The following is a 24,956-nucleotide window of genomic DNA, read 5'->3' on the forward strand; positions in this document are numbered from 1 at the left end:
CATGTTCCTTATGAATACTATTACCATAAAGTAAAGTGCTCTATTAGCGCTTTCTTTACAGTTCATACATACTATGAACTGCTCATCATGCAACTTACAAAAAAAGTTATAGAGGTGAAATAAAATGGGTAAAAGAAAAGCAAATCATACTATTTCAGGAATGAATGCGGCATCTGCACAAGGACAAGGTGCTGGTTATAACGAAGAGTTTGCAAATGAAAACTTAACTGCTGCAGAACGACAAAATAATAAGAAACGCAAAAAGAACCAGTAACGAAAAATCCCAAAAGGAGCATTCACCTTTTGGGATTTTTTCTAATGTTTATAACGTAGTAATTCCGAAACCGTTACAAATCGATAGCCCTGCTTTTTCAGTTCAGGTAAAATTTTTGCTAGCGCTGCTACTGTTTGACTACGATTATTTCCCCCATCATGTAACAATACAATATCACCACTTTTTGCATTTTTCACTACATGATTTACAATGGATTCAACCCCTGGATTTGCCCAATCACGTGGATCTTGATGCCACGACCATAGAACAGTTTGATAACCAGCTTCTTTCGCTGTTTTAAATACAGCATCGTTAATATATCCACCCGGTGGACGGAATAGCAAAGGTTCTTTCACCCATTTTTCGAAAAATTTCTTTCCATCTAAAATATCATTTTCTAATTTTTCATCTGATGAATTACTCGCATACAAATGATTCATCGTATGATTTCCAATTTCATGTCCCTCTTTTAACACTTGTTTCACTAAATATGGATTACGCTGAACCCGAAATCCAATCATAAAAAATGTCGCTTCTGCTTTATATTGACGTAATAAATTTAAAATTTGTGGTGTATAAGTTGGATCCGGTCCATCATCAAATGTAATAGCAATAATCTTTTCATTATTAGGTACTTCCCATGTTACATAGCCAGTTGGTTCTAGCTCTTTTCTGAGCAACATTTTCGCTTCCACTTTTTCAACTTGAAATATATGTACTACGCATAATAAAGAAAAAACGAGTAGAAAAATTTTCTGTTTTAGCATAATATTCGTTAAAGTAATGAGGTTGTCGAATACACAACAACCTCATTTACTTTTCTAATTGATCTACATGCTGCATAATATTTTGAAGGTTATTTTCGTATTGCTCAAGTTGTGGGCGTTGTGTTTCTGAAGCTACTTCTAGTGCATTTTGAATTTGTTCATACGCTTCCTGAACCTCTTGGCGTAATTCTTTTAAATCATGACCGTAGTTTGGATCATTTTTTACAATGTTGTTAAATGCATTTTCTGCTTGTGTAACACCTTGCTGAGCTGCTTGGAACGCTTGTTGTTTATCTTTATGATATGGCATTATATAATCCCCTTTCCATAATAGTTAGTCCCATTTATCTTTACCTTTTTTTCTAAAAACATTCTCGTATAAATTTGCAAACTTCTCTCATTCTAAAGAGGAAGAGGAGGTGTCACATACAATGGGAAAAAACAATCGTGAAGCGAAAGAAAAAAAAGGACAACCTGAACCATTAAGCGGATCTCATAAAGTAAAAAACCGTAACCATTCACGCCAAAAACATCATGCGCATCATGATATGTAAAACAAAAAGTGCACACTAGCTATCTTTTCCACATACAATGTTTATATTTTTCCATTTATTCTTCACCCCTACTTCATTCATGCATAACATAGTATGAATTGAGATTTTACGGAGGGTGTCTTACATGGGCAAGAAAAAGAAGGATTGTCTTTTTCATGTTGATGGTTTCGAAGAATGGATGGATCAATTTTGTTCTGACTCTTGTAGTAACTTTAGTTTCCCAAATCAAATTCATATTGACCTTTGCGAAACGGAACAAGAATACATTTTGGAAACAGATGTACCAAATGTAACTGAACAAAATGTAGTCATTAAAAAGATGAAGACAGGCCTAACCATTTGCATACTTCATAATAATATTTCTTTACAGCGGATCATTCCTTTACCCGATAATATTATTTATAAGAAGATGCTAGCCTGCTTAGAAAATGGATATTTAGCCATTCATATTTCCAAAAATGAAGTTGCTGATAAGCATGAAAAGAAAGTTCTTTTTTCAAATTAAGAGTTAATATAATACACACTAAGCCCCAGTTGGTTACTGGGGCTTATGTTATTTCGCATGCATTTCTATATTAGAATTTCTATCATATCTTTTTTTCGATAAACCTTTTGTAACTAAAAGCACAGGAAATGCCACAGTTGAAAATATAGCTAGTGCTGAAAATATTGCAAACCCATTTTGGTACCCGTAGTAATCGAGAAGTACTCCTCCAAACCACGGACCTATTACTGCTCCAATTCCCGAGAAACCCATCGCACCGAAGTATGTTCCTTTTAGATGCGCAACAGCAATATCATCAATAAATACATCCGTCATTGAAAACATTAAGACTTCTCCAATTGTAAAAATAATTGTACAGACGGCAGCACCTAGCATAGATTCTACTACTCCAAATCCAAACAATCCTCCGCTCACAAATAAAGTTCCAACCATAATGGATGCTAATGGTGTGTATTTTTTGCACATTTGAATAACAGGGTATTGGATAATCACTACAACAATTGCATTTAAAGCGAGCATATATGAGAATAGCTTCACTCCATCCTCAAATATATGTGCATTTGCAAAATATTGAGATACTGTCGTCGTTAAATGTGAAAAACCGCAATTACTCAAAATAATACCGACTAAAGCAACTAAAAATACTATATCTTTTCGCAATATACGCATTGCATTTAACATTGTAACAGGTTTTTCTGTACTCACTTTCTTTTTTTCCATTGGATACTTCTTAAATTGGAACGCTAATATAGCTGTATATAGAATATATACCCCAGCTGCTACTAAAAAAGGAATTGTTGATTTTGCACTTCCAATCTGTAATCCAACAATTGGTCCAATAGCAACTCCAACATTTATTGCACCGTATCGTAAGTTATAGACAAGTAACCGATACTCAGGCTTTGTTAAATCTGATAATAATGCTCTTGATGTTGGCTCAAAAAACGACCTACATAATCCATTTAAAGCGTTTAATAAAAAGAAACTTAAAACATGATCCGCAAGTGAAAAACCTATAAACACAAAAATCCAAACGATCATGGACCAGAGCATAATCGTTTTCCGGCCAAATCGATCTGATAAATTCCCTCCGATAAAACTAGCAAAAACACCAACAAGTGCACTCGTTCCGATAATAGCACCAGTCATTCCAGCTGATACACCTTTAACAGTCGTTAAATAAATCGCTAAAAAAGGGATACTCATTGAAGTTGCAAACCTAGCAAACAATGTCCCTAAAATAATACTCATTCCAAGCGGATGAATATGCTGTAACTTCCCCTTCATCGTTAAACCTACTCTCTCTATTTTCACAAAAAAAGAAAGCAAAGGATCTGCTTTCTTTTCCTTTTTCTATACTTGAGCTGTTGATACCCGAGTTGTTCTCGTTATGTCCATATCAATTCCATATGTGAACTGTAATTCTTTACACACATCTTTAATTAAGATTGCGACATTATACTTTTCATTAAATTGTAAAACTATGTTTTCTACTTCTTCATATGTATACTTATATTCCCCTGTAATGACACTTTTTAGATCAAAGCATTCGTTAATACAAAGTTGTACAAGTAGCTGGTCATATTTCTCTATTACATCTTCTTTCTTCCAAAGTAACTCTTTTACATATAATCGATCAAACTTCACACTTTCTCGATTACAATCCGTTAAAATCCGGGTCATTTCGTTTAATTCTCGATATAATTCGGAAATATTTCTACTTAAACTAAGCAGTTTATCTACGCCGTTTTCATATAACATATTCATTCCACCCCCGCATTTTCTTTTTCTTATTATAGCAAGAAAATTCTAAAAATAGTTTCTTTCTTCTGAAATATTAGGAAACTAATTTCAATTGCTTTACAATGAAACTAGTTAATGCGAGAGGAGAAAGAAAATTGGAGCACAAATTATATTACACTGACGCTTATAAGCAAGACTTTACTACTAAAATTATAAAGCAAGATTATGATAAAGACGGTAACTTATACGTTGTTTTGAATGAAACAGCATTTTATCCGACAGGTGGCGGACAACCATATGATACTGGTACATTAAATGATATCAATGTAATCAATGTAGAAGAGATAAACGGAGAAATTCGTCATTACATTGCAGAACAATTACATACAGAAGACATAGAAGGTAAAATCAATTGGGAGCGCCGTTTTGATCATATGCAGCAACATGCGGCTCAGCACATTTTATCTGCTGCCTTTTGGGACCATTTTAACATGCCTACAATTGGATTCCATCTTGGTAAAGAAACAGTAACAATTGATTTAGAAACAGAAAATCTTCATGCAGAAACGGTTGAAAAAGCAATACAAATTGCAAACAAAATTGTTTTTCAAAACCATCCAATCCGCATCCAGTGGATGAACTTAGAAGAAGCGAAAACGTTGCCCCTTCGTAAAGAACCGACTATGACAGAAAATATACGCGTTGTTATGATCGAAAACTTTGATTATAACGGCTGTGGCGGAACACACCCGAAACGTACTGGTGAAGTAGGTCCTATTCAAGTTCTTAGCTGGGAACGCAATAAAGGTGGCATACGACTAACGTTTATCGCTGGCTGGCGCACACTTAAATTAATAGGGCAGCAACAACAAATTATGAAGAATGTTTCCAAACAATTAAACAGTAGCGAAACTGATATTCCAACAAAAGTGGCGCAACTGCTTACTTCTCAAAAAGAAAACGAAAAAGCAATACAAACAATGAATGAAAAATTATTATTTGCAGAGGCAAATGAACTACTTCAACACCCTACGGAAATACATGCCGGCATACTTATTTCTAAAGTATTTACAAATCGTTCTATGCAAGAAATCGCAAAGCTTTCCGCTATTATTACAGAACAACAAGAGCATGCAATTACGTATTTCGTCATCGAAAATGATGACAAACTACAATGTATTCTCGCTTGCGGAAAATCAGTATCACTCGATATGAATGCTCTTTTAAAAGACGCTCTTCCTACAATCGAAGGAAAAGGTGGCGGAAATAAGAAGAGTGCTCGCGGTGGCGGGAAAGCAATTATGAGCGGAGATGAATTTTTAAATCAGCTTGTTTCTTCTTTACAGTCAGCAGTTTAAAACATGTTATGAAGGATAGCGAACGGCTATCCTTCCCCTATATTTACAGACCTATATTTTGTTTCAAACCTTGATAACTCCCTGCATTTACAAAACCTTCACTTATAAGATTGATAAAAGTTTCCGAAAAACCATAATGACTTAAATCTTTAATCGGCACCATTTGCACATCATGAATTGGATTATGATCAAACTCGTTAGAAGGTAGCATAATTTCACCTTCAATCCTTTTAAGCAAAAACGTTATATGTAATAAAGACGGGCGAGCATCTGGTTTATCACAAACATAGAGTAGCTTCTGAATGTTAACTTCTAACCCTGTCTCTTCTCTCATTTCTCGAATCATTGCTTCCTCTAACGTTTCGCCATTCTCTGCTCTTCCTCCAGGTAAAGACCAATTTTGATTAGCCACTTTTTGCTTTACTAGCAATACCTTTTCATCTTCAATTAAAATTCCTGTAACACGAACTTGCATTACATTTTCCATATGCAATCTCCTCTTCCCATTATATTTACAAATTAACCCTTCCATAAAAAGAACATATGTTTTATAATTGAAGAAAATTATGGAAGAAAGTAGTTGTTACATTCATGCGTCCACCTTTAACAAAGTCTATATCAATTGAAGATTTCCAAAACTATTATTGGCTAAAAGCAGAACTCCAAACATTTTGTCGTGAGAATGGGTTGCCAGCTAGTGGCTCTAAGATCGAAATAACCGATTGTATCTCACATTATTTAACTACTGGTAAAATATTAAAAAACAGCTCTGTTCAAAAGGTGAGTAAAGCTTCCCTATCCTATAAAGACCTTTCTCTTCAAACGATTATTACTAACAATCACCGCTGTAGCGAAGATGTTCGTGCTTTTTTCAAAGAAAAAATCGGAACAAACTTCAGCTTTACAGTAGCTCTTCAAAAATTTTTCAAAGAGAATGTTGGAAAAACATATGAAGACGCGATAGCTTTTTGGCATGAAGAAAACGAACGAAAAAAAGACCCTACATACAAAACAACTATCGGTGCACAATTTGAATACAATCGCTTTACTCGTGACTTTTTCGAAGATCCAAATAATAAAGGGAAAGCAAAAGCTGATGCGATTGCTGCTTGGAACGAAATGAAAGCGAAGCCTGGTAGTAATGTTTATGTTCCTCAAAAAGTAGAAAACTAGTTACCTCGCTAGTCTTCTATTTTCTCAAATAATAGCGCCATCCCTATCCCGCCTCCAATTCCTAATGTAGCAATTCCATATTTCATAGACTCTCTTTGAGCCTGATAAAACAAACGTGTTACCAGCATAGCACCAGATGCACCGTACGGATGACCGAGCGCAATTGCTCCACCATTTACATTTACTTTTTCGTACGGAATTTGTAACTCTTTTGCGCAAGCAACAACTTTTGAGGCGAATGCTTCATTTATTTCAAAATAATCGATGTCCTCTACTTTTACATTCATTTCGTTTAATAATTTGTTCACCGCAAATATCGGACCAGTCCCTGGAAGCTTGGGATCCACTCCCACTACAGCACTACGAACGAAACGAAGTACAGGCTTGTATCCTAATTTTCGGGCTTGCCCCTCTTCCATTACAAGAACGGCACATGCTCCATCATTTACACCACATGAATTCCCCGCCGTTACTGTACCATTTTGTAAAAATGCAGGTTTTGTTCTTTTAATCATTCGTTCATAATTCATTTCTAGCTTTATAGATTCATCTAATACTCCATTAAAAGACAATATTTCATCATATATAAATCCTTTTTCTAATGCTTGCAGTGTTCGTCTGTAACTGAGGCAAGCATACTCGTCTTGCATTTCTCTCGTGATGTTATAACGTTCTGCAACATATTCAGCCGCTACTCCCATGTCAGGATCACCAATTGTTTCAGGTGAAAATCGTGCTCTTTTTTGAAAAGGTGACGTACTTGTACTCTCTACTCCCCCGGCGATATAACACTTACCTGCCCCGCCTTGAATGAGATGACACGCAGTTCGAATTGCTTCTAAACCAGCACCACATTGCCGATCAATCGTTACACCAGGAATATGATAGCCAAGTCCCGCCTCTAAAGCAGATAGTCTCGCAACATTCCCTCCTGGCCCAACAACATTACCTAATATGACATCATCTATTTCCCTCTCAATCCCTTTACTTAAAAACGTAAGAAGCGGCGTTGTTAATTGCTGAACTTCATACTCTTTTAACATCCCATTCTTCTTACCAATAGGTGTTCTTTTCGCCTCTACAATGACTGCTCTATTCATATATTTTCTCCCGGTTTTCAATCATACTTTTTGCTTCCATACGAGCGATTTTCCCACTATTTGTATAAGGTATTCCATCTACAAAATGCCATTCTTTCGGTATTTTAAAAGAGGATAATCTCTGTAAGCAAAAACTCTTTAATTGTTGTTTCGTAGCACTTCCTTTTACGATCGCGACGGGCTTTTCACCCCAGTAACTATCTTTCACACCAATTACAACTATTTCATCAACAGCTGGGTGTTCATGTAATACACTTTCTATTTCTTCTGGATAAATATTGATTCCTCCAAATAAAATCATATTCTTCTCTCTACCAACAATATATATAAAGCCTTCTTCATCTTCATAGCCTACATCTCGCACTGTCATCCAACCTTCTGCATTCAACTCCCGTGTTAAAACCCCATCTATTATGTATCCCATAAAAAACTGATCACTTTTCACATAAACAGTTCCTATTTCACCTTTTTGTACTTCTTCGCCTGCTTCATTACATATTCGAACTTGCACATTATGACAAGGTTTTCCTACTGAATTTGGCCTTCTTTCGCTTTCTGCATCGACTAGTGCTGTTACAAAACTTAACTCTGATGCACCATAAAATTCATATCTTTTCGCATAAGGAAATATATTCTTTATTTTTTCTTTCGCTTCAGCTTCCCATTTCGCTCCTGACGAAATAATTTTCACTTTATTTTCTATTAATCTACTTTCTTTATATAAAGATTCAAGCATTGTCGGAACTGTATACATAACTGATATATTTTCAGTTTCTAACTTATCTAATACTTGATTTGGAAAGAACTTTCTCATAATGTGCACTGTTTGTCCTACATATAATGCACTTATTGCCCCGTATAAGAAAAGAGAATGAACGAGCGTCCCAGCTATTAAAATTGAATCCTCCCTTTTCATATGAAAGTCATGTACATTACAATCAAAACTATGAACCCACGATTGCTGTGCACGTAAAAATGCTTTTGCTGTTCCTGTTGATCCTGATGTAAATCCCATATAAAAAGGAGCATGTTGTACACTTTCTACAGTGGAATATGTAGGAAGATATTTCTCTATCATTCTTTTCCACTCATCAATTTCAATTACTCTTCCTTCTTCATCCAATAGATCATTCACCTTATATCGTTCTGTCACAATCATATCCGGATTACTAATTTCAATTCTTTCTCTGAGCTCATCTTGTTTCCACTTTATATCTAACGGAACACAAACCCACCCGGCCATAGCGGCACCAGAAAATAGTTGTAAAAACTCTATATGATTTTCTAATAGGATTGCTATCGTTTTATTCTTCGATTTTTTTCATTTAACCAGCTCGCTACTTTACAAACTGATTCAAACCACTCTTTATATGTTAAAACTCTATCATTTTCCTTTATCGCTATTTTATTTGGTTGTAAAGAGGCATGCTTTTTATATTCTTTTGTAATCCCCATATGAGACGTCCTTTCTTTACAATAATAATAAAAAGAAACACGCAATTAACGTGTTTCTTCCCTTTATCATCCCGCATTTGTATATTTTCCATTCTTTAAAGCGGGCGTAATAATATGTTTCAATGAACGATGTAATTTTGTTACGAGAACTGCCGCAATAATTGCTTTTATACAATCCCCTGGTAAAAACACAGCACTCACTTTCATTGTCTCCCATACAGAAACATCCATTAAGAACGCTTGTACAGTAATACCAAATACATAAACTACGAAAATACCACCAATTATATTAATACATAATACTTTTATAATAGAAACTTCACGTAAACGCTCAATTAAATAACCAATAACAAACGCCCCAATGATGTAACCAAGTAAATATCCTGCACTTGGTCCAACAAATACACCAGGGCCACCGCGTCCACCAGCAAGCAATGGTGCTCCAACTCCTACAATAAGTAAGAAAATAAGCTGACTTAACGCACCTAGACGTGATCCTAACAACCCACCCGCAAGCATAACACCGAGTGATTGCAATGTAATTGGAACTGGTGTAATAGAAAGAGCAATCGGAGGTATTAACCCTAACACTCCCATAATAGAACTAAATAAAGCGACAAAAACTAAGTTTTTTGTATTCATATTTGCTTCTCCTATTTGTAAACTTAAAATTCATTTTAGGTAACATATCACAAAAATCATATTATCTTTCCATTCTTCTTTTGTCAACCATTAATGTATTAGAGTTTACAAATAGAAGTTCACTTATTTCTCTCTATGCAAATGCTCCAGTTCTTTCCGAAGCGCCTGTTTTAAAAACTTCCCAACAGATGTTTTCGGTATTTCTTCCATAAAGACAATATCATCTGGCAACCACCACTTCGCAAACTGTGGTTTTAAAAACTCATATATTTCTTCTTTTGTAACCGTACTATTTTTCTTTTGAACAACGCAGGCAATTGGTCGCTCTTGCCACTGAGGGTGAGGAACTGCAACGACAGCCGCTTCAAATATAGCATCATGTGCCATTAAAGCATTTTCAAGATCGACCGAAGAAATCCATTCTCCCCCGCTTTTAATAACATCCTTCGTACGGTCAACAATTTTCACGCAACCTTCCTCATCCACTGTGACAACATCACCAGTATATAACCATCCATCGCGAAAACCTTCGACAGTACGATCATCGTTATAATAGCTTTCAGCGATCCAAGGTGCTCGTAAACATAGTTCTCCCATCTCCGTACCGTCCCACTTCACTTCACCATTTGTACCGACTACTTTCATCTCTACACCAGGGACAAGATACCCTTGCTTTGATCTAATTTCTAATTGCTCTTCATACGATAATTCTGTTTCATAACTTTTTAAACGTGCAAGTGTTACGAGTGGGCTTGTTTCGGTCATACCATATGCATGGATGAAAGGAACATTGTGTTTCTGTTCAAATGCTTTAATAACACTTTTCGGTGCGGCTGCACCACCACATAGTATTCTCGTCATACTAGATAAATCATAACTATTATTTTCTAACTCTTGTAATACACCAAGCCAAATTGTCGGCACACCGGCAGCTAACGTCACTTTTTCAGATTGGATCATTTCTAATAAAATTTTCGGCGTAAACATCGGTCCTGGAAGAACTTGTTTTGATCCAAACCAAGTAGCAGCGAAAGGAAGTCCCCAAGCATTCACATGGAACATCGGTACAATTGCCATCGCCGCGTCACTTTCCGATAAAGCAGCTGTATCCGCTAAACCGAGTGCCATGCAATGCAGTACAGTACTACGATGCGTATATACAACACCTTTCGGATTTCCTGTAGTCGCTGACGTATAACACATACCAGCTGGTGTATTTTCATCAATATCTTTTACAAATTGGAAATTGGGATCGCCTTCTTCTAATAGCTTTTCATAATGATATACAGGCTTCAGCGTAGTGTTTGGGAGTTCATCTTTATCAGTCATAATAATGTAAGCTTGTACAGTTGATAATTGTGATTGAATATTTTCAACAAGCGGTACGAGATCTTCATCTATAAGTAGAATTCGGTCTTCTGCGTGCTGAATAATGTATGAAATATGTTGAGGAGATAAACGAATATTAATTGTGTGTAAAACGGAAGCAATACCAGGAATAGCAAAATACGCCTCCACATGTCGATGATGATTCCACGCTAACGTTCCTACACGTTCGCCTTCCTTAATCCCAAGCTTTTTTAACGCACTAGAAAGTCTTCTCGTCCTTTCTCCTAGCTGCTTATACGTTAATGTCGTAATGGTATCATGTGTACGAGAAACAATTTCTTTCTTTGAGAATAACTTTTCTGCTCTTTCCATCATAGAACTAATTGTTAGCGGTACATTCATCATCATATTGGTTACATCCCCCTTTAAAGCGTTTTCATTTTTTCGTTTATTATAACAGACTTCCGCAAATGATTACGACATTTTTCTGTATTTTCTGAATTATTTCTTTGGAAATAATTCAGAACGATAAACTATCTACCTTTTTTCTTACTTTCTTTTTCAGTTTAAAAATAAAACGATTACTGTATTCCTTATTTTCTACTAAAATTCGATATATCTCCCATACTCCTAACACACGAACAAAAAGATAAACTCCGATTTGTTGTTATCAAAATAAAAAAACTCCTTGATTCATTTAAAGGAGTTTTTCAATGTAAGATATTTCATTGATTCATATATCCTTCTCTAGATATACAATATCTTTTTGTATCGCGATTCTTACCTTTAATAAACATATCCTTCTGAATTGTATATTTGTACTCCATATTCAAACGTTTCATTAATTTTTCAGATGCTTCATTTTCTGAATCACATCCCGCTTCAATACTATTAAGATGCAACTCATGAAAACCATAGTAGAAAAAAGCTAATGCAGCCTCCGTGGCTAATCCTCTTCCCCAATATTTTCGAGATAAGGCGTATGCAATTTCTGCTGTATGTGTGACCAAATCATATTTTATAAATCCACACGTACCTATAAGTTTTTTCTCCTCTTTTAATACAATTCCAAGAGGTGCTACTTGCCCTTCATTATATTGCCCCACAATCTCTTCTACATAGTTATATGTGTCACATAACGATCGATGAGCATCCCATACAGTAAAAGTTGTCATCTCTTTATCTGTAGCATACTCATATATATGTAAACTATCACTCATATTCGTTTTCCTTAACATAAGTCGTTTCGTATACAACGTTGGATATGACCATTTCTCAATGATCATAACGGCTTCTGCTTAAACTTTTCATAATGTCGTACTTTTAATAGAAGGATATTCCCGCAATCTGTACAAATATAAGCATCCACCGGTGAAGATGTGAACATCGTTTCCTTTTTCCGTATTTGTGCATATCCGACAAACTCACCTTCTCCTATGTTTTGAGAACCACAATTAGAGCATGTCTGCACGGTTTTTTGTTTCATGAGAGCACCACCTTTAATCTGTTTCCACTCCCTTCGACAGCTCACTTCCATTTCCCTTCCAAAAAACCTCTTATTCTCTCACATTTCAACAGGAATCTCAAAACAAAAATCGTATATGTACTATGAAATATATTTATTAACGGAGGAATTTTATGACTACTGTTATGACACTCGATATAGCAACAGAAATTGAAAATGCAGAAATTGATATGCTCTCTTCTAGATTAGAGAGACTACAAACAATAAACGGAAACCCAATGCAAGTGCAAATGAAAAAATTCGGTAGCGCCACTGCCTTTTCATCAAAAATAATTGCTGGTCCAGCTTTTAATACGGTAAAAGGTATTACAAATGCAGATGCGATTGATGCAATCATTTCTTATTATGAATCACTACAAATCCCTTGTCGTTTTGAAATTACCCCAGCACAAGGTACAACTGAATTATTTCAATACTTATCTCAAAAAGGGTTTTATCAATCTAGCTTCCATACTGCTTTGTATAGTATACCGAGAGAGGGTTCATCACTTCTTCCTTCTAATATTACAATACGAAAACTAAAAGAAAATGAGTTTGATATTTTTGCAGACATTTATGTACGTGGATTTAATATGCCATCCTTTACAAAAGATAGTGTGCGCCAAAATAATGAAATTCTTTACAATGAACCAGGGTGGCATTTTTTCATAGCTGAAGTCCAAAATATCCCTGCTGGTATTGGTGTCCTGTATATAAATAAGGGTGTCGCATCATTAGCTGCTTCTGCTACTTTGCCAGAATTTCAGCGTAAAGGCTGTCATACTGCATTAATTCAAAAACGAATTAAGAAAGCTATTGAATCCAATTGTACTTTAATAGTTGGACAAGCAAGGTTCGGTAGCGGCAGTCAAAATAACATGGAACGTGCTCACATGAAAATCGCTTATACAAAATCAATATGGACCGCAAAAGACATATTATAATTTACTTTATTTCTCCTTCCGTTACATTTTTAAACATTTTATGACAATTCCTTTTCTATCCTATTAATCATTTGAATATTCAAACTAGATTTGTTACGCTATTACTAGATACATCATTCAACTTGCAATATGAAAAGAGAATTCTAATCAAACTACAAGGAGGAGAAATGTATGACTAAACATGATCATGGTTTAAAAGAAAAAGTAGAAGGTGCCATTGATAAGGTAAAAGGTGAAGTAAAAGAAGTTGTTGGGAAAGTAACTGACAATAAAAAATTACAAGCTGAAGGAAAATGGGATAAGGTGAAAGGCACTGCTAAAGATACAGTTGGTAATGTGAAAGAAAAAGTACATGAATATAAGGAACATAAGAAAGAAAAATAAAAAAGAGCCCATCGGCTCTTTTTTTATTTCCCTTCATTTTTCTCTAACACGTATAAATCTTCTTCCATATTCGTTAATTTCTCACTTACAAGCTTTCTTGCATCTCCAATTGCTTGATTGTATGCAAATGGTCCAACTAATTTAATCATTTCTTCTATTAAACGCTCTGCTTGGAAACGCCCAATTTCATCTAGATCTTCTTCCATGAAAAATTGCTGAATTTGCGCTACAAGCTCTTCTTTTTTATCATTTGGTATTTTTATATTCATCATCGTTGTTACTCCTCTATATTTAAGATAATATCTTCCTTAACTCTACCATAGAAAAACGATTACCAGGACAGCTTTTTGTAACTCCTTCTAACTCCCTATGACCTAGTATATTTTCTTTCTTTATAGCAAATTGCTTCATAAACATTTTGCATAAAGAATATAATGCATTCACTTGCGGGGGAGTGGGATCGTATTTATCGAAATTTCCCGTCATACATATTCCAATTGTATGACGGTTATGGTCTTTCGCGTGCGCTCCAATATGTAAACCTCGCCCTTCCACTACAGTTCCATCCTTTTCGATAAAATAGTTGTAACCAATTCCGCTCCACCCCCTTACAGTTTGATGAAATTCATGCGTTTTATACACGTCCCATCCATCTTCAGCTGTATGGTGAATAATCAGTTTGTTTACTTTTTCTAAAGGAACTAATTCATCTTGAAATGTTAGATTGACACGTTTAATTTCCATTTGAACTGCCTCCTCTTAAAAATCAATCATAATAATCGTTTTATCATCTGGCCTTATTCTCTTTTCCGCTTCTAGCTCTTCAATAATTGCTATATATTCGTTTATACTATTCTTTCTTATATATGCAACAGTTTGTTCTAATGACCAATCTGGGTGAAATAACCCGTCTGAACAAATAAAAATCCCACTCACTTCATCTGTATGTAATTCACCATGTTGTAAATAATGTATCGCTTCTTTCATTCCATTTGCAACTGAATAACCATTTGGCATATTTGCAAGATAACGATTGTATTTTAACTGTTCTCGAACATCTTGAAAAACATATTCTTCTGGTACAGATAACCCTTTTTTACGATCTTCTTCCCTCTTCTTTTTTGCTCTTTTACTAATTCCTTCAACTGTGTCTTTCGTTAATACTTGCATCGTTCCATTTTGAAAAGTTGCGACAATCATACAGTCCCCAAGCTGCGCATATTCAATTTTCTCACCAACTATTTGGACTGCCGCGATACATGTGCACCACAAATGCTCTTTTTTTCTCGTGTCTACTTCATATTCTAACATTTTGCTTTGCAATACTTCATTTGCTTTGGCAACTGCAAATTGTAAACTATGATTCTCTCGTAATGCAGTAAAATAACTTGCAAATAAATGCGAAGCGATGTATGCTCCATTATGTCCCTTTTCATCACGAAACGGGACAAGTGGTGTTGCACCGTCACATACACCATAAATCTTTTTTTCTTTATTACAAAAATAAGAATCCTCACATTCTTGCTTCAACGGGCTTTTCTGTTGATATGTTTTTATCTTCACAACTGTATCCCCTTTCAAATGATAAAATACTCAAATTCTTTTGATTAATCTAATTTACCTAAATAAACTGTTTTTACCCAAAACTTTCAATATCATATATAATCTTGAAATAATATGAATTTTTCAGTGAAGGACGGGAAAGAAATGGTCAGATTCCTTGGTGTTATTATCGGTTCTATTATTATTGCGGTTGCCTTTAATCTTTTCCTTATCCCCCACAAAATTTTAAGTAGTGGAATTGGCGGAATTGCTATTATTTTAGGGATTGTAACCCCTGTAAACACAGGCATTATTAACTTTGTATTAAACTTACCTATCCTTATTTTAGGGTACATAGGTCTTGGAAAAAAAGTAATTTTTAACACAGTTGTCTCTGTAGTTGTATTATCTGTTGCATTATACTACGTTCCAGTAAAAGTCGTAGCAACAGATCCATTGTTATCTTCTATCTTCGGAGGTGTAATCGCCGGAGCTGGTATTGGTCTTGTTTTTAACTGTAATGGATCCACTGGTGGATTTGATATTATCGGTATGCTTTTATCCCGCAAGCGAGACATTAAACTTGGCGGATTCCTTATTATTTTAAATGCAGTCGTTGTAATAATCGCAGGATTCTTCTTCACCTGGGATGTTGCACTTACAAGCTTACTTTCAATTTATGTAACTGGTAAAGTAATTGATGCTGTTCATACAAAACATCGTAAAGTTACACTTATGATTGTAACAAATGAAGCAGAAAAAATGAAAAAACAACTTCTTTCAACTGTTGTACGTGGAATAACGTTACTTGATGGCGAAGGTGCTTATTCAAGCGAGAAAAAGCGTGTACTTATGACCGTCGTTTCTCGTGAAGAATTAGCAAGTATGAAACTAACAATTTCTGAAATCGACCCGAATGCATTCGTTAATATTACAGAAACTGTAGAAGTGTTAGGACTTTTCAGAAGAAGTTAAAGACTAGGTGGGAATCCACCTAGTCTTTATTTTGCATAAATTCAATTCGGTTTCCAAATGGATCTGACACGTAAAATCGAATTACATCTGGCCTTGCATAATCATCAATCACTTTAACACCTTGCTCTATAAGTGTTTGCTTAAATTCATTAATTTCATTCACATAAAAAGCTGGATGAGCCTTTTTAGCTGGTGTAAAGTTCCGCTCGACACCAATATGGATTTCTTGATTTCCGCATTTAAACCAACATCCACCTCGTTTTTTCAACTCTTCTGGCTTTGGAATTTCTTCCATACCAATCGTATTCCCATAAAAATCACGCGCCTCTTCTTCACACCCTACAGGTGCAGCTACTTGCACGTGATCAATCCCTTGAATATAATTTTTCATTTTCTCTCCCCCTCCTCTACCCTAATGTTATACGGAAAACAACCGTCTGTAACTTACAAAAGGTTTATAAAACAATATAAGCTCCCCTTATTACCATCCTGCATTCACCTTGCAAAAAATAAAAAAAACAAAATTTATTCTATAACTTCCATTTTTTATAGAAATACACATTACATCTATATTATAGTTATGAATAGACAAATCTTTTTAGATGCTATTTGTACGGAGGAACTATTATGAGTCGTAAAAAATATTCACCAACTCAAAAAAAACGTCATCCGAACATTTCTAGACGTTTGCGAAACCATATACAAGATCGTTCATTAACAGAAATGTACGCATCTCTGTTCGAACACAATCCTGATAGTATTATTTCATTAAATTTAGAAGGAGTTATTCTACATATAAATCCTTCTGCCGAAAGAATATTAGGTTACACTTCTTTAGAATTAGAACAGAAAAATATTACCTCTATTTTAGAAGCCCATATTTCTGAGCAAGTATTACAAAATATAAAGAATACTGAAGCGGATAATCAACAAGAGTATATCTTATCTATTTATCATAAAAATGGATTCTTATTAGATGTTGTGACAAAACTAGTTCCTATTTTTGTTCAAAATCGTCTTACTGGCGTATATGCTATTATGAAGCCGCTTGAAAAATCAGAAAGAATTGAGAATATGCTAAAAGAAAGTGAGAAGAGATTGCGTACATTAGTAAACTCCATGCCTGCGTTTGTTATTTTTAAAGATCATGAAGGGCGCTGGCTTGAGGCAAATGACTACGCACTTTCTTGCTTCAATTTCCATCATGTACCTTACCACGGGAAAAAAGATAGCGAACTCATTCAATATAATGAAGCATACCGAGAAGCTTTTTTACATTGTGAAGAAATTGATGAACTAGCATGGCAACAAAGACAAATTCTTCATGGCGAGGAATTTATTATACATAGAGATGATTTCGATCTAATCTTAAGTATATCAAAAGTCCCGCTTTATCATCCTGACGGTTCTCGCAAAGGTCTTATCGTGATGGGGAGAGATGTTACTGAGCTAAAAGAAACTGAAAAGTTATTACGAAAATCTGAGAAGCTCGCAGTAGTCGGACAACTGACAGCTGGAATTGCCCATGAAATTCGAAATCCACTCACTTCTCTAAAAGGTTTTCTAACGTTGCTCCTCCCTGAAATAAATGAGGAGCAAAAATGGTATATCGATGTTATGTTAAGTGAGATTTCACAAATGGAATCCATCACGAGTCAATTTATGGCGATGTCTAAGCCACAAGTATTATCTATCCAAACTTGTAACATACAAACTTTAATTGAAGAGGTAGTTACATTTATTTTACCGACTGCAATTATGCATAGCGTTCATATCATCATGGATCATTTTGATTACGTATATGATATTCAATGTGACGGTAACCAATTAAAACAAGTTTTTATAAACATATTAAAAAATGCGATAGAAGCGATGCCAAATGGCGGAAATATTTTCATCCAAACAAAACCATTAGAGGATAATTTCATCTTAATACGAATTATCGATGAAGGTTGTGGCATTCCAGAAGATCGTATCTCCCGTCTAGGCGAACCTTTTTATAGTTTAAAAGAAAAAGGCACAGGACTAGGATTAATGATGTGTTACAAAATAATTGAAGAACATCATGGTAAATTACACATTTCAAGCGAATTAAATAAAGGTACGATTGTTGATATTGAGCTACCACTTTCTTCATCTCATCTTGCAATCCAGTCTTAAATAAAAAAGAAGCATCTGCTAATCGTTAGCAGATGCTTCTTTTTTTAAAATGCTTTGTCATACCACTCTTTTGCTTTTTCTACTTCACCCATCGTTAATTGATGCCCTCGATTTTCCCAATGCATTGTTACATTCGCATTTGCATTTTCTAATAGTACCTTCAATTCCTCTGACTCTGCTGATGAACAAATTGGGTCATTTGTCCCAGCAGCAATAAACACAGATTTCCCTGCTAAATTTGCTAATTGCATTCCTCTTCTAGGTACCATTGGGTGATGAAGCACAGCACCTTTCAATGCATTTTCGTAATGGAATAATAAGCTTGCTGCGATATTTGCCCCATTCGAATAACCGATAGCTACAATGTTATTTCTATCGAATTTATATTCTTTAGCCGCTTCATCTAAAAATTCATTTAATTCCTTCGTACGGAAAATTAAATCCTCTTCATCAAAAATGCCCTCTGCTAATCGGCGGAAAAAACGCGGCATCCCATTCTCTAACACATTTCCCCTAACGCTTAATACCGACGCTTCCGAATCAACTATTTCTGCAAGTGGTAGTAAATCTAATTCATTACCACCTGTGCCATGAAGTAATAACAGCACTGGTTTTGACGTATCTTTTCCTTTTTGAAAAACATGTTTCATCATAATCCTTTTCCCCCTTCAATCACTTTAATCTAAATTTCTCACTTCAAATGGTAAAAGCGTTTGTTCAATCTGTTTTCTATGTTGTTCATATTGTTCCGGTAACTTTAATTCCTCCCCCATCGTCTCTAACGATTCATCATGAGCGAAACCAGGAGGATCTGTTGCAATTTCAAATAAGATTTCACCATGTTCTCTAAAATAAATCGCGTTAAAATAATTTCGATCTTGTACAGGAGTTACGTGATATCCAAAACGCGACACATACTCTTTCCAGTCTAGCTGATCAGCATCATCACTCGCTCTCCAGGCTATATGATGAACTGTACCAACGCCCATTTGGCCACGACCGATTGTTGATAATTTCAAATCAATAATATTTCCAATGTCAGCAGAAGAACGGAATCGAACAAATTCGCCCTCTTCTCCAATTTTTTCAAGACCCATAATATGTTCTAACAATTCAGCTGTTTTTTGAGGCTGTGCAGATAAAAGAACAGCACCTCCAAACCCCTTAATTGCTACTTCTGGTGTAACTTCTCCAAAACTCCAATTGTTTAATTCGCCTGCTTCTCTTTCAACTAATTCTATATGCAAACCATGCGGATCATCAAATTCTAAATACTGCTCTCCAAAACGAGTCATTTTTGTATACGAAACATCGAATTTTTCTAATCTATTTTCCCAAAACTCCATTGTACCTTTTGGTACAACGTAAGACGTAATTCCTACTTGACCGTCCCCAATAATACCTTGACGAGCACCTGCCCATGGGAAAAACGTAATAATTGTTCCAGGCTTTCCTCCTTCATTTCCAAAATAAAGATGGTACGTACCTGGATCATCAAAATTCACTGTTTGTTTCACTAAACGTAACCCTAATACACCAGCATAAAAGTCTACATTTTCTTGTGGATGCCCTACAATCGCTGTAATGTGATGGATTCCCATTGTTTTCTTTTCCATTTCTTCCACTCCTTTTTTATTTCATTATAAAAATTCTTTTACATTTAAATTCATTATTCATTTTGTCCATGCTGCAAAGTAAAATCCGTTATAATAATTTTATCTCGAATTCGAGATATTAATTACAAAAATACCTATTGGTGTCTAACCTATCAAATTATCTTGAACTCAAGATAATTTACAAAAAATATTCGTTCGATTTATAACCATAATATTTCTTCATTATGCATGTTATTTATCTCGAACTCGAGATTTATTATAAGTTACTTATTTTTTATTGTCAATAAGTCCTTACTTTCATTTTACATGTAAAAAGAGTAAACGCTATTCATCGTTTACTCTTTTTGCAAATCATTTCTTTTCTTCTTCCAGTACTGCTTCCATCTCATTAAATTCACGATGAACTGCCTTAACGGGTTCTTTCGTTAATAAACTTACAACGATAACAGTTAATAAACTACAGAAGAATCCAGGTACCATTTCATACATAGTCGCTTTTAAACTTGGAATTTGTACCCAAGTGATAACAACTAATGCACCGACAATCATCCCAGCAAGAACGCCCCATTTGTTCGTTCTCTTCCAATATAAACTTAATAAAATTGCTGGTCCAAATGCTGATCCAAATCCTGCCCAAGCATATCCAACAAGCGTTAAAATTGTATCACTCGGATGATACGCTAAAACAACTGCAATCATCGCTACAACTAATACTGACAGCCTACCGATAAATACAAGTTCTTTATCACTTGCATTACGACGGAAAAATGTTTTATAGAAATCTTCCGTTACTGCACTTGAAATAACAAGTAATTGTGAGGAAATACTACTCATAATCGAAGCCAAAATAGCTGATAATAAAAATCCTGTAATATACGGATGGAATAAAATATTTGAGAATGTTACAAAGACCATTTCTGGGTCTTGTAGTGTCGCATTATTTTTAGCATAATAGGCGATACCAATTAGACCAGTAAGCATTGCACCTATAATTGAAATCGTCATCCAACCGATACCGATTCTACGAGAAGTTTTTAAATCTTTAATAGAGGTAATTGCCATAAAGCGGACAATAATATGTGGTTGACCAAAATATCCAAGGCCCCATGCTAAAAATGAAATAATACCAAGTATTGTGGTCCCTTTAAACATATCTAAATGCGATGCATCGACTTGCTTAATCGTATTAAATGTTTCTGTTACACCACCGACATCCGTAAAAGCAACAATTGGCACTAGTACAAGCGCAATAAACATAATACAACCTTGCACAAAGTCCGTCCAACTTACGGCTAGAAAGCCACCAAATAGTGTATACGCAACAACGACACCTACTGTTACAAATAAACCAATTTTATAATCAAGGTTAAAAGAATTTTCAAACAAACGTCCACCTGAAACTAAACCAGCCGACGCATAAAATGTGAAAAATACTAAAATGACGATAGCGGAGACAAAACGAAGTATTTTCGTACGATCTTTAAACCGATTCTCTAAAAAGTCTGGAATCGTAATTGAATCATTTGCCACTTCTGTATACGTTCGTAAACGCGGGGCAATGATTAAATAGTTTGCATACGCACCTATTAATAAACCTATCGCAATCCATACACTTGATAATCCTGTTGCATACATCGCACCAGGTAATCCCATTAGCATCCAGCCACTCATGTCAGAAGCACCAGCTGATAAAGCTGTAACTGCTGGACCAAGTCCCCTTCCACCTAACATATAATCTGATAAATCGGATGTCTTCTTATAAGACCAATATCCGATATACAACATACCTGCCATATAAATAGCAAGCGAAACCATAATTTCAATCTTCACCAAATCTCTCCCTTAGTCCATAAGCCATTCAAAATTTCGAAAAATGACTTTTTCTATTTTCTTGTTTTCGCTTATGGTTCCCTACCTTAACAAACATTTTTTGTTCTTTCAAGTGAACGAGCACTTTTCATTACATGTGAAAACCTTTATAAACGCCTTTATCCCAGTGGATTACCCTGTTTTCAAAAGGAATTAAAATAAAAATATTCAGATAATTAAACGCCTTATTTTTTAATAAAAATAAGCCATACAAATGTATGACTTTTAATCTATTAAACACAGCTTACTATTTACTAGTAGGAAACAATTCTGAGAGAGGAACTACCCGCCCCATCTCGTCTTTAAATACAATATGCTCTCTCTTTAAATGACGCGGGCTCTTCACTCCCACCGCTGCCGCTAATGAAAATAAACTATATCTCATACTAATAATATAATTCATGACTCGCCACTTCTTCTCATACGGATCTAACGCTTTTTGATAATGCGGATTCGTCGTGGCTACACCAGATGGACATTGGCCAGAATTACATTGAAGGGCCATAATACAGCCGCTTGCCATCATAAATCCGCGGGCTGAACTTACAGCATCCGCCCCAATCGCTAAAGCAATCGCTACTTTATCTGGTGTGATTAATTTACCCGATGCAAATACTTTAAACTTGTTACGAACACCATAATGGTTTGCTGTATCAATAAATGTAAGTAATGCTGGAATAAGCGGCAGTCCCATACAATCTGCCATCGATTTATACGTTGCCCCTGACCCGCCTTCTGAACCGTCTATTGTAATAAAATCTGGATAAATGTTTAGTTCTTTCATTGTTTTTATTAAATCTTCCAAAGGCTTCTGCTGACCAATTACAATTTTCATTCCAACTGGTTTACCGCCGCTTTCTTGCAACTGTTGAATAAAATAAAGTGTATCCGCTGCATTCTTTAAAAATGAAAATCGATTCGGTGAATTAATCGTCTCTCCCTTTCGGACGTTGCGAACAAACGCAATTTTCTCATTTACTTTTTGCCCCTCTAAATGACCACCACGTATTTTAGCACCTTGCCCAAATTTCAATTCGAATGCTCTAATATTACTTTCTTTCACTTTCTCCATGAATTTTCCCATTGAAAAATTACCGTCTTCATCACGGTATCCAAATAACCCTGGACCAATTTGCGCAACGATATTCGCTCCTGTATGTAAATGTTCTGGAATAACGCCACCTTCACCCGTATTAATCCACGATCCGCCTGCCATTTTTGCTCCAAGACCACTCGCTAAAATATAATTTTCTCCAATCGCACCATAAGAAGTCGCAGATGCACCAAACATGCCATGTAGCTTCCACGGATATTTACGGTTCTCACCGACTATAATTGCATCATCTTCTTCGTACAGCCAAAGATTCGTTGTATCCGCTGTCAATTTTTCTCTTCTTGAAAATAACCCTTCTTTATGAATCACGTACTTTTTACCTTCTCGCTCTTGCGTGAGATTCACACTTAATTCCTCCGTTAATATCGGAAATAATGTATTAGCAATATAATATCCAGAAGCTTCAAAATCTCGTTTTGATCCAAAACCAAGTATTTCAGAGCGATATTTTGCTAAAAACATAACACTTTGAAAATCATAACGTGAGAAAGGCTTTCCATCCGTATCATGATCAAACCAATATTGTCGAAATTCAGGCCCTATCTTTTCCAGTAAGTAGCGCATTCTTCCTAAGTACGGATGTAATTTTAAAATAGAATGATGTGTTCGTTTTTTTATAAAAAATGTAATGATAAAAAAGACGATTAAAAGCAACATTAAAAATAGTAATATACTAATAATAACGAGTAGCGTTTCACTCATCCCGCTTCCCCCTATGAAATTCCATAATAAAAGGAGAACACTAGATGTGTTCTCCTTTTATCTTTATTCATACTAACGTAGCAAGATGCTCTTTCGCGTCATATTCAACTAAACTTTCAGCGTGTTTAATTCGATGAACAAAGTCTGGATTAGCAATTAACGGTCTTCCGAATGCCGCTACATCAATCGTTCCTTCTTGCAACGCTTCTTCGGCCTCTTTCGGATTTAAATTACCAACCCCAACAATCGTACCATCCCAATATTTTCTTACTAGTTGATGAAAATTCTTTCCGTCAGCAATCTCTTGGGTATAATTCATCGTTGAAGGATGGATCATCGTTAACCCAACCTCTTTAAACATATTTATGAACGTTTCAATTGCAAACTCAGGGTTTTCCCACATATAAGTAGGATTATCACCTTTGAAAGCAGAGAAACGAAGAAGTGTTTTATTAGCTCCAACAGCTTCTATTACAGCCGCCGTTACTTCTTTCATAAACGTTAACCTTTGTTTTAAATCACCGCCATATTTATCTGTTCGCTTATTCGCAAACTCATACGTAAATTGATCGATTAAATATCCGTGTGCACCGTGAATTTCTACTCCATCAAATCCAGCTTCGATTGCATTTTTCGCAGCTTGTGCGTATTGACCGATCACTTCTTGTATTTCTTCTAACGTCATTGCTTCTGGCGTATCAAACGGTTTACGAAAGCGTGGAACATTTCCCTCTGCAGCGATAGCCGACGGTGCTTGTGGCATTTGACCACCAATTATTTCATGATGACTCATACGCCCAACATGCCATATTTGAGCAATAATCGTCCCGCCTTCTTTATGTACTGCCTCTGTAACAGGTTTCCAAGAATCGATTTGTTCTTGTGTATAAATACCTGGTACTCCTGGGTTTCCTTTTGCTCTCGGACTAATGACAATTCCTTCTGTAATAATTAGTCCAATTCCATCTGCAGCACGTTTTCTGTAGTACTCCACTACATCCGCACCAACTACTCCAGTCTCATTATCTGCAAAGCATCTTGTCATCGGTGCCATCGCTATACGATTACGAAGAGACCAAGCTCCAACTTGAATTGGATCAAACAACTTTGTTTCTTCAACGTTTCCAAAAAATCCCCCAGCATTTACATTTGTTCCTTCATAAATACTCGCTGCTTTATTACTTGAACTTGTCATTTTTCTTCCCCCTAAAAAATCTTACTATAATCGCATCATACTTACTTTTAG

Annotated in this window: 28 protein-coding genes and 2 pseudogenes; 9 read left to right on the forward strand and 21 right to left on the reverse strand. The window is 35.5% G+C overall.

All coding sequences use genetic code 11. The annotated features are described in order from the left end of the window. The first annotated feature begins 124 nt into the window (after window positions 1–124). The gene (sspO, locus tag C3Y97_RS18335; protein WP_000518051.1) at window positions 125–274 is read left to right on the forward strand and encodes a small acid-soluble spore protein SspO; all 150 of its coding nucleotides are present in this window, start codon (window positions 125–127) and stop codon (window positions 272–274) included. 41 nt (window positions 275–315) lie between these two features. On the opposite strand, the gene pdaB is transcribed toward sspO, so the two are convergent. Together pdaB and C3Y97_RS18345 are read right to left on the reverse strand one after the other, a co-directional pair. After that, window positions 316–1,041, reverse strand: a complete 726-nt coding sequence (gene pdaB, locus C3Y97_RS18340; protein ID WP_136363603.1) for a polysaccharide deacetylase family sporulation protein PdaB — start codon at window positions 1,039–1,041, stop codon at window positions 316–318. 46 nt (window positions 1,042–1,087) lie between these two features. Beyond that, the gene (locus C3Y97_RS18345) at window positions 1,088–1,351 is read right to left on the reverse strand and encodes a hypothetical protein (RefSeq protein WP_001146294.1); all 264 of its coding nucleotides are present in this window, start codon (window positions 1,349–1,351) and stop codon (window positions 1,088–1,090) included. Window positions 1,352–1,472: 121 nt separating this feature from the next. Between C3Y97_RS18345 and C3Y97_RS18350 the strand changes: the two genes are divergently transcribed. Beyond that, a complete protein-coding gene (locus C3Y97_RS18350) occupies window positions 1,473–1,595 on the forward strand; it encodes a small acid-soluble spore protein P (RefSeq protein WP_000517649.1) in 123 nt (40 codons plus the stop codon). A 124-nt stretch (window positions 1,596–1,719) separates the two neighbouring features. Then, window positions 1,720–2,100 (forward strand): Hsp20/alpha crystallin family protein, encoded by a 381-nt coding sequence (locus tag C3Y97_RS18355; RefSeq protein WP_000516748.1) that lies wholly within the window; start codon window positions 1,720–1,722, stop codon window positions 2,098–2,100. Between the two features lie 48 nt (window positions 2,101–2,148). Here the strand turns inward: C3Y97_RS18355 and C3Y97_RS18360 are convergent, their stop codons facing one another. Next, entirely contained in the window at window positions 2,149–3,387 is a 1,239-nt protein-coding gene (locus C3Y97_RS18360; RefSeq protein ID WP_000676811.1) for an MDR family MFS transporter, read from the reverse strand. A 66-nt stretch (window positions 3,388–3,453) separates the two neighbouring features. Further along, complete coding sequence (locus C3Y97_RS18365) at window positions 3,454–3,861, reverse strand: hypothetical protein (protein WP_000965149.1); 408 nt, start codon at window positions 3,859–3,861, stop codon at window positions 3,454–3,456. 137 nt (window positions 3,862–3,998) lie between these two features. Here C3Y97_RS18365 and C3Y97_RS18370 point away from each other — a divergent pair, with 137 nt between their 5' ends. Further along, the gene (locus C3Y97_RS18370; protein WP_149287933.1) at window positions 3,999–5,201 is read left to right on the forward strand and encodes an alanyl-tRNA editing protein; all 1,203 of its coding nucleotides are present in this window, start codon (window positions 3,999–4,001) and stop codon (window positions 5,199–5,201) included. A gap of 43 nt (window positions 5,202–5,244) precedes the next feature. Here C3Y97_RS18370 and C3Y97_RS18375 read toward each other — a convergent pair whose 3' ends face one another. Next, window positions 5,245–5,688 (reverse strand): NUDIX hydrolase, encoded by a 444-nt coding sequence (locus C3Y97_RS18375; protein WP_100655026.1) that lies wholly within the window; start codon window positions 5,686–5,688, stop codon window positions 5,245–5,247. A gap of 104 nt (window positions 5,689–5,792) precedes the next feature. Here C3Y97_RS18375 and C3Y97_RS18380 point away from each other — a divergent pair, with 104 nt between their 5' ends. Then, window positions 5,793–6,374 carry a DUF6434 domain-containing protein gene (locus tag C3Y97_RS18380; RefSeq protein WP_001247728.1) on the forward strand — a complete coding sequence of 194 codons (582 nt, stop codon included), beginning with the start codon at window positions 5,793–5,795 and terminating at the stop codon, window positions 6,372–6,374. An 8-nt stretch (window positions 6,375–6,382) separates the two neighbouring features. Here C3Y97_RS18380 and C3Y97_RS18385 read toward each other — a convergent pair whose 3' ends face one another. The 7 genes and pseudogenes from C3Y97_RS18385 to C3Y97_RS18415 all read right to left on the reverse strand — a co-directional run bounded on the left by C3Y97_RS18385 (window position 6,383) and on the right by C3Y97_RS18415 (window position 12,386). Next, window positions 6,383–7,474, reverse strand: a complete 1,092-nt coding sequence (locus tag C3Y97_RS18385; protein WP_100655025.1) for an acetyl-CoA C-acyltransferase — start codon at window positions 7,472–7,474, stop codon at window positions 6,383–6,385. Further along, a pseudogene (locus C3Y97_RS18390) lies at window positions 7,467–8,929 on the reverse strand (acyl-CoA synthetase). Before C3Y97_RS18390 ends, C3Y97_RS18385 begins: the two are co-directional and overlap by 8 nt. Window positions 8,930–8,995: 66 nt before the next feature. Next, entirely contained in the window at window positions 8,996–9,571 is a 576-nt protein-coding gene (locus C3Y97_RS18395) for a biotin transporter BioY (RefSeq protein WP_100655024.1), read from the reverse strand. A 123-nt stretch (window positions 9,572–9,694) separates the two neighbouring features. Further along, a complete protein-coding gene (locus C3Y97_RS18400; protein WP_000980172.1) occupies window positions 9,695–11,308 on the reverse strand; it encodes a long-chain fatty acid--CoA ligase in 1,614 nt (537 codons plus the stop codon). A gap of 112 nt (window positions 11,309–11,420) precedes the next feature. Next, window positions 11,421–11,561: pseudogene (locus tag C3Y97_RS18405) on the reverse strand (helix-turn-helix domain-containing protein); the annotation flags it as partial. Between the two features lie 64 nt (window positions 11,562–11,625). Then, entirely contained in the window at window positions 11,626–12,186 is a 561-nt protein-coding gene (locus C3Y97_RS18410; protein WP_136363605.1) for a GNAT family N-acetyltransferase, read from the reverse strand. After that, window positions 12,183–12,386, reverse strand: a complete 204-nt coding sequence (locus tag C3Y97_RS18415) for a hypothetical protein (RefSeq protein ID WP_000810948.1) — start codon at window positions 12,384–12,386, stop codon at window positions 12,183–12,185. Before C3Y97_RS18415 ends, C3Y97_RS18410 begins: the two co-directional genes overlap by 4 nt. Before the next feature lie 152 nt (window positions 12,387–12,538). Between C3Y97_RS18415 and C3Y97_RS18420 the strand changes: the two genes are divergently transcribed. After that, window positions 12,539–13,348: a GNAT family N-acetyltransferase gene (locus tag C3Y97_RS18420; RefSeq protein ID WP_100655023.1), complete on the forward strand. Its 810-nt coding sequence runs from the start codon at window positions 12,539–12,541 to the stop codon at window positions 13,346–13,348. Between the two features lie 171 nt (window positions 13,349–13,519). Then, the gene (locus C3Y97_RS18425) at window positions 13,520–13,732 is read left to right on the forward strand and encodes a CsbD family protein (protein ID WP_000160410.1); all 213 of its coding nucleotides are present in this window, start codon (window positions 13,520–13,522) and stop codon (window positions 13,730–13,732) included. Between the two features lie 23 nt (window positions 13,733–13,755). Here the strand turns inward: C3Y97_RS18425 and C3Y97_RS18430 are convergent, their stop codons facing one another. From C3Y97_RS18430 to C3Y97_RS18440, 3 genes are read right to left on the reverse strand one after another with little or no spacing between them, the layout of a single operon-like run. Then, on the reverse strand, window positions 13,756–14,004 hold the full coding sequence (locus tag C3Y97_RS18430; protein WP_000981066.1) for a DUF2164 domain-containing protein: 249 nt from the start codon (window positions 14,002–14,004) through the stop codon (window positions 13,756–13,758). 19 nt (window positions 14,005–14,023) lie between these two features. Beyond that, window positions 14,024–14,476: a peptidoglycan recognition protein family protein gene (locus tag C3Y97_RS18435; RefSeq protein WP_000404002.1), complete on the reverse strand. Its 453-nt coding sequence runs from the start codon at window positions 14,474–14,476 to the stop codon at window positions 14,024–14,026. A gap of 15 nt (window positions 14,477–14,491) precedes the next feature. After that, window positions 14,492–15,313: a protein phosphatase 2C domain-containing protein gene (locus C3Y97_RS18440; protein WP_002026192.1), complete on the reverse strand. Its 822-nt coding sequence runs from the start codon at window positions 15,311–15,313 to the stop codon at window positions 14,492–14,494. A 126-nt stretch (window positions 15,314–15,439) separates the two neighbouring features. On the opposite strand from C3Y97_RS18440, the gene C3Y97_RS18445 reads away from it, so the two are divergent. Then, window positions 15,440–16,249, forward strand: coding sequence for a YitT family protein (locus C3Y97_RS18445; protein WP_000251344.1), 810 nt, complete (start codon window positions 15,440–15,442; stop codon window positions 16,247–16,249). Between the two features lie 19 nt (window positions 16,250–16,268). On the opposite strand, the gene C3Y97_RS18450 is transcribed toward C3Y97_RS18445, so the two are convergent. Beyond that, window positions 16,269–16,640 (reverse strand): VOC family protein, encoded by a 372-nt coding sequence (locus tag C3Y97_RS18450; protein WP_000800772.1) that lies wholly within the window; start codon window positions 16,638–16,640, stop codon window positions 16,269–16,271. 236 nt (window positions 16,641–16,876) lie between these two features. On the opposite strand from C3Y97_RS18450, the gene C3Y97_RS18460 reads away from it, so the two are divergent. After that, a complete protein-coding gene (locus C3Y97_RS18460; RefSeq protein ID WP_000087650.1) occupies window positions 16,877–18,409 on the forward strand; it encodes a BA3702 family sensor histidine kinase in 1,533 nt (510 codons plus the stop codon). Between the two features lie 44 nt (window positions 18,410–18,453). Here the strand turns inward: C3Y97_RS18460 and C3Y97_RS18465 are convergent, their stop codons facing one another. The 5 genes from C3Y97_RS18465 to C3Y97_RS18485 all read right to left on the reverse strand — a co-directional run bounded on the left by C3Y97_RS18465 (window position 18,454) and on the right by C3Y97_RS18485 (window position 24,905). Further along, entirely contained in the window at window positions 18,454–19,062 is a 609-nt protein-coding gene (locus C3Y97_RS18465; protein ID WP_000975492.1) for an alpha/beta hydrolase, read from the reverse strand. Between the two features lie 24 nt (window positions 19,063–19,086). Then, entirely contained in the window at window positions 19,087–20,025 is a 939-nt protein-coding gene (locus tag C3Y97_RS18470; protein WP_000412739.1) for a ring-cleaving dioxygenase, read from the reverse strand. Between the two features lie 351 nt (window positions 20,026–20,376). Beyond that, a complete protein-coding gene (gene putP, locus C3Y97_RS18475) occupies window positions 20,377–21,855 on the reverse strand; it encodes a sodium/proline symporter PutP (protein ID WP_000687591.1) in 1,479 nt (492 codons plus the stop codon). Between the two features lie 286 nt (window positions 21,856–22,141). Further along, on the reverse strand, window positions 22,142–23,710 hold the full coding sequence (locus C3Y97_RS18480) for an FMN-binding glutamate synthase family protein (protein ID WP_000005169.1): 1,569 nt from the start codon (window positions 23,708–23,710) through the stop codon (window positions 22,142–22,144). A 67-nt stretch (window positions 23,711–23,777) separates the two neighbouring features. Continuing rightward, window positions 23,778–24,905 carry an alkene reductase gene (locus C3Y97_RS18485; RefSeq protein ID WP_000204592.1) on the reverse strand — a complete coding sequence of 376 codons (1,128 nt, stop codon included), beginning with the start codon at window positions 24,903–24,905 and terminating at the stop codon, window positions 23,778–23,780. Window positions 24,906–24,956 lie beyond the last annotated feature (51 nt).

It is taken from the genome of Bacillus sp. DU-106 (genome assembly GCF_004799705.1).
Classification (GTDB): domain Bacteria; phylum Bacillota; class Bacilli; order Bacillales; family Bacillaceae_G; genus Bacillus_A; species Bacillus_A cereus.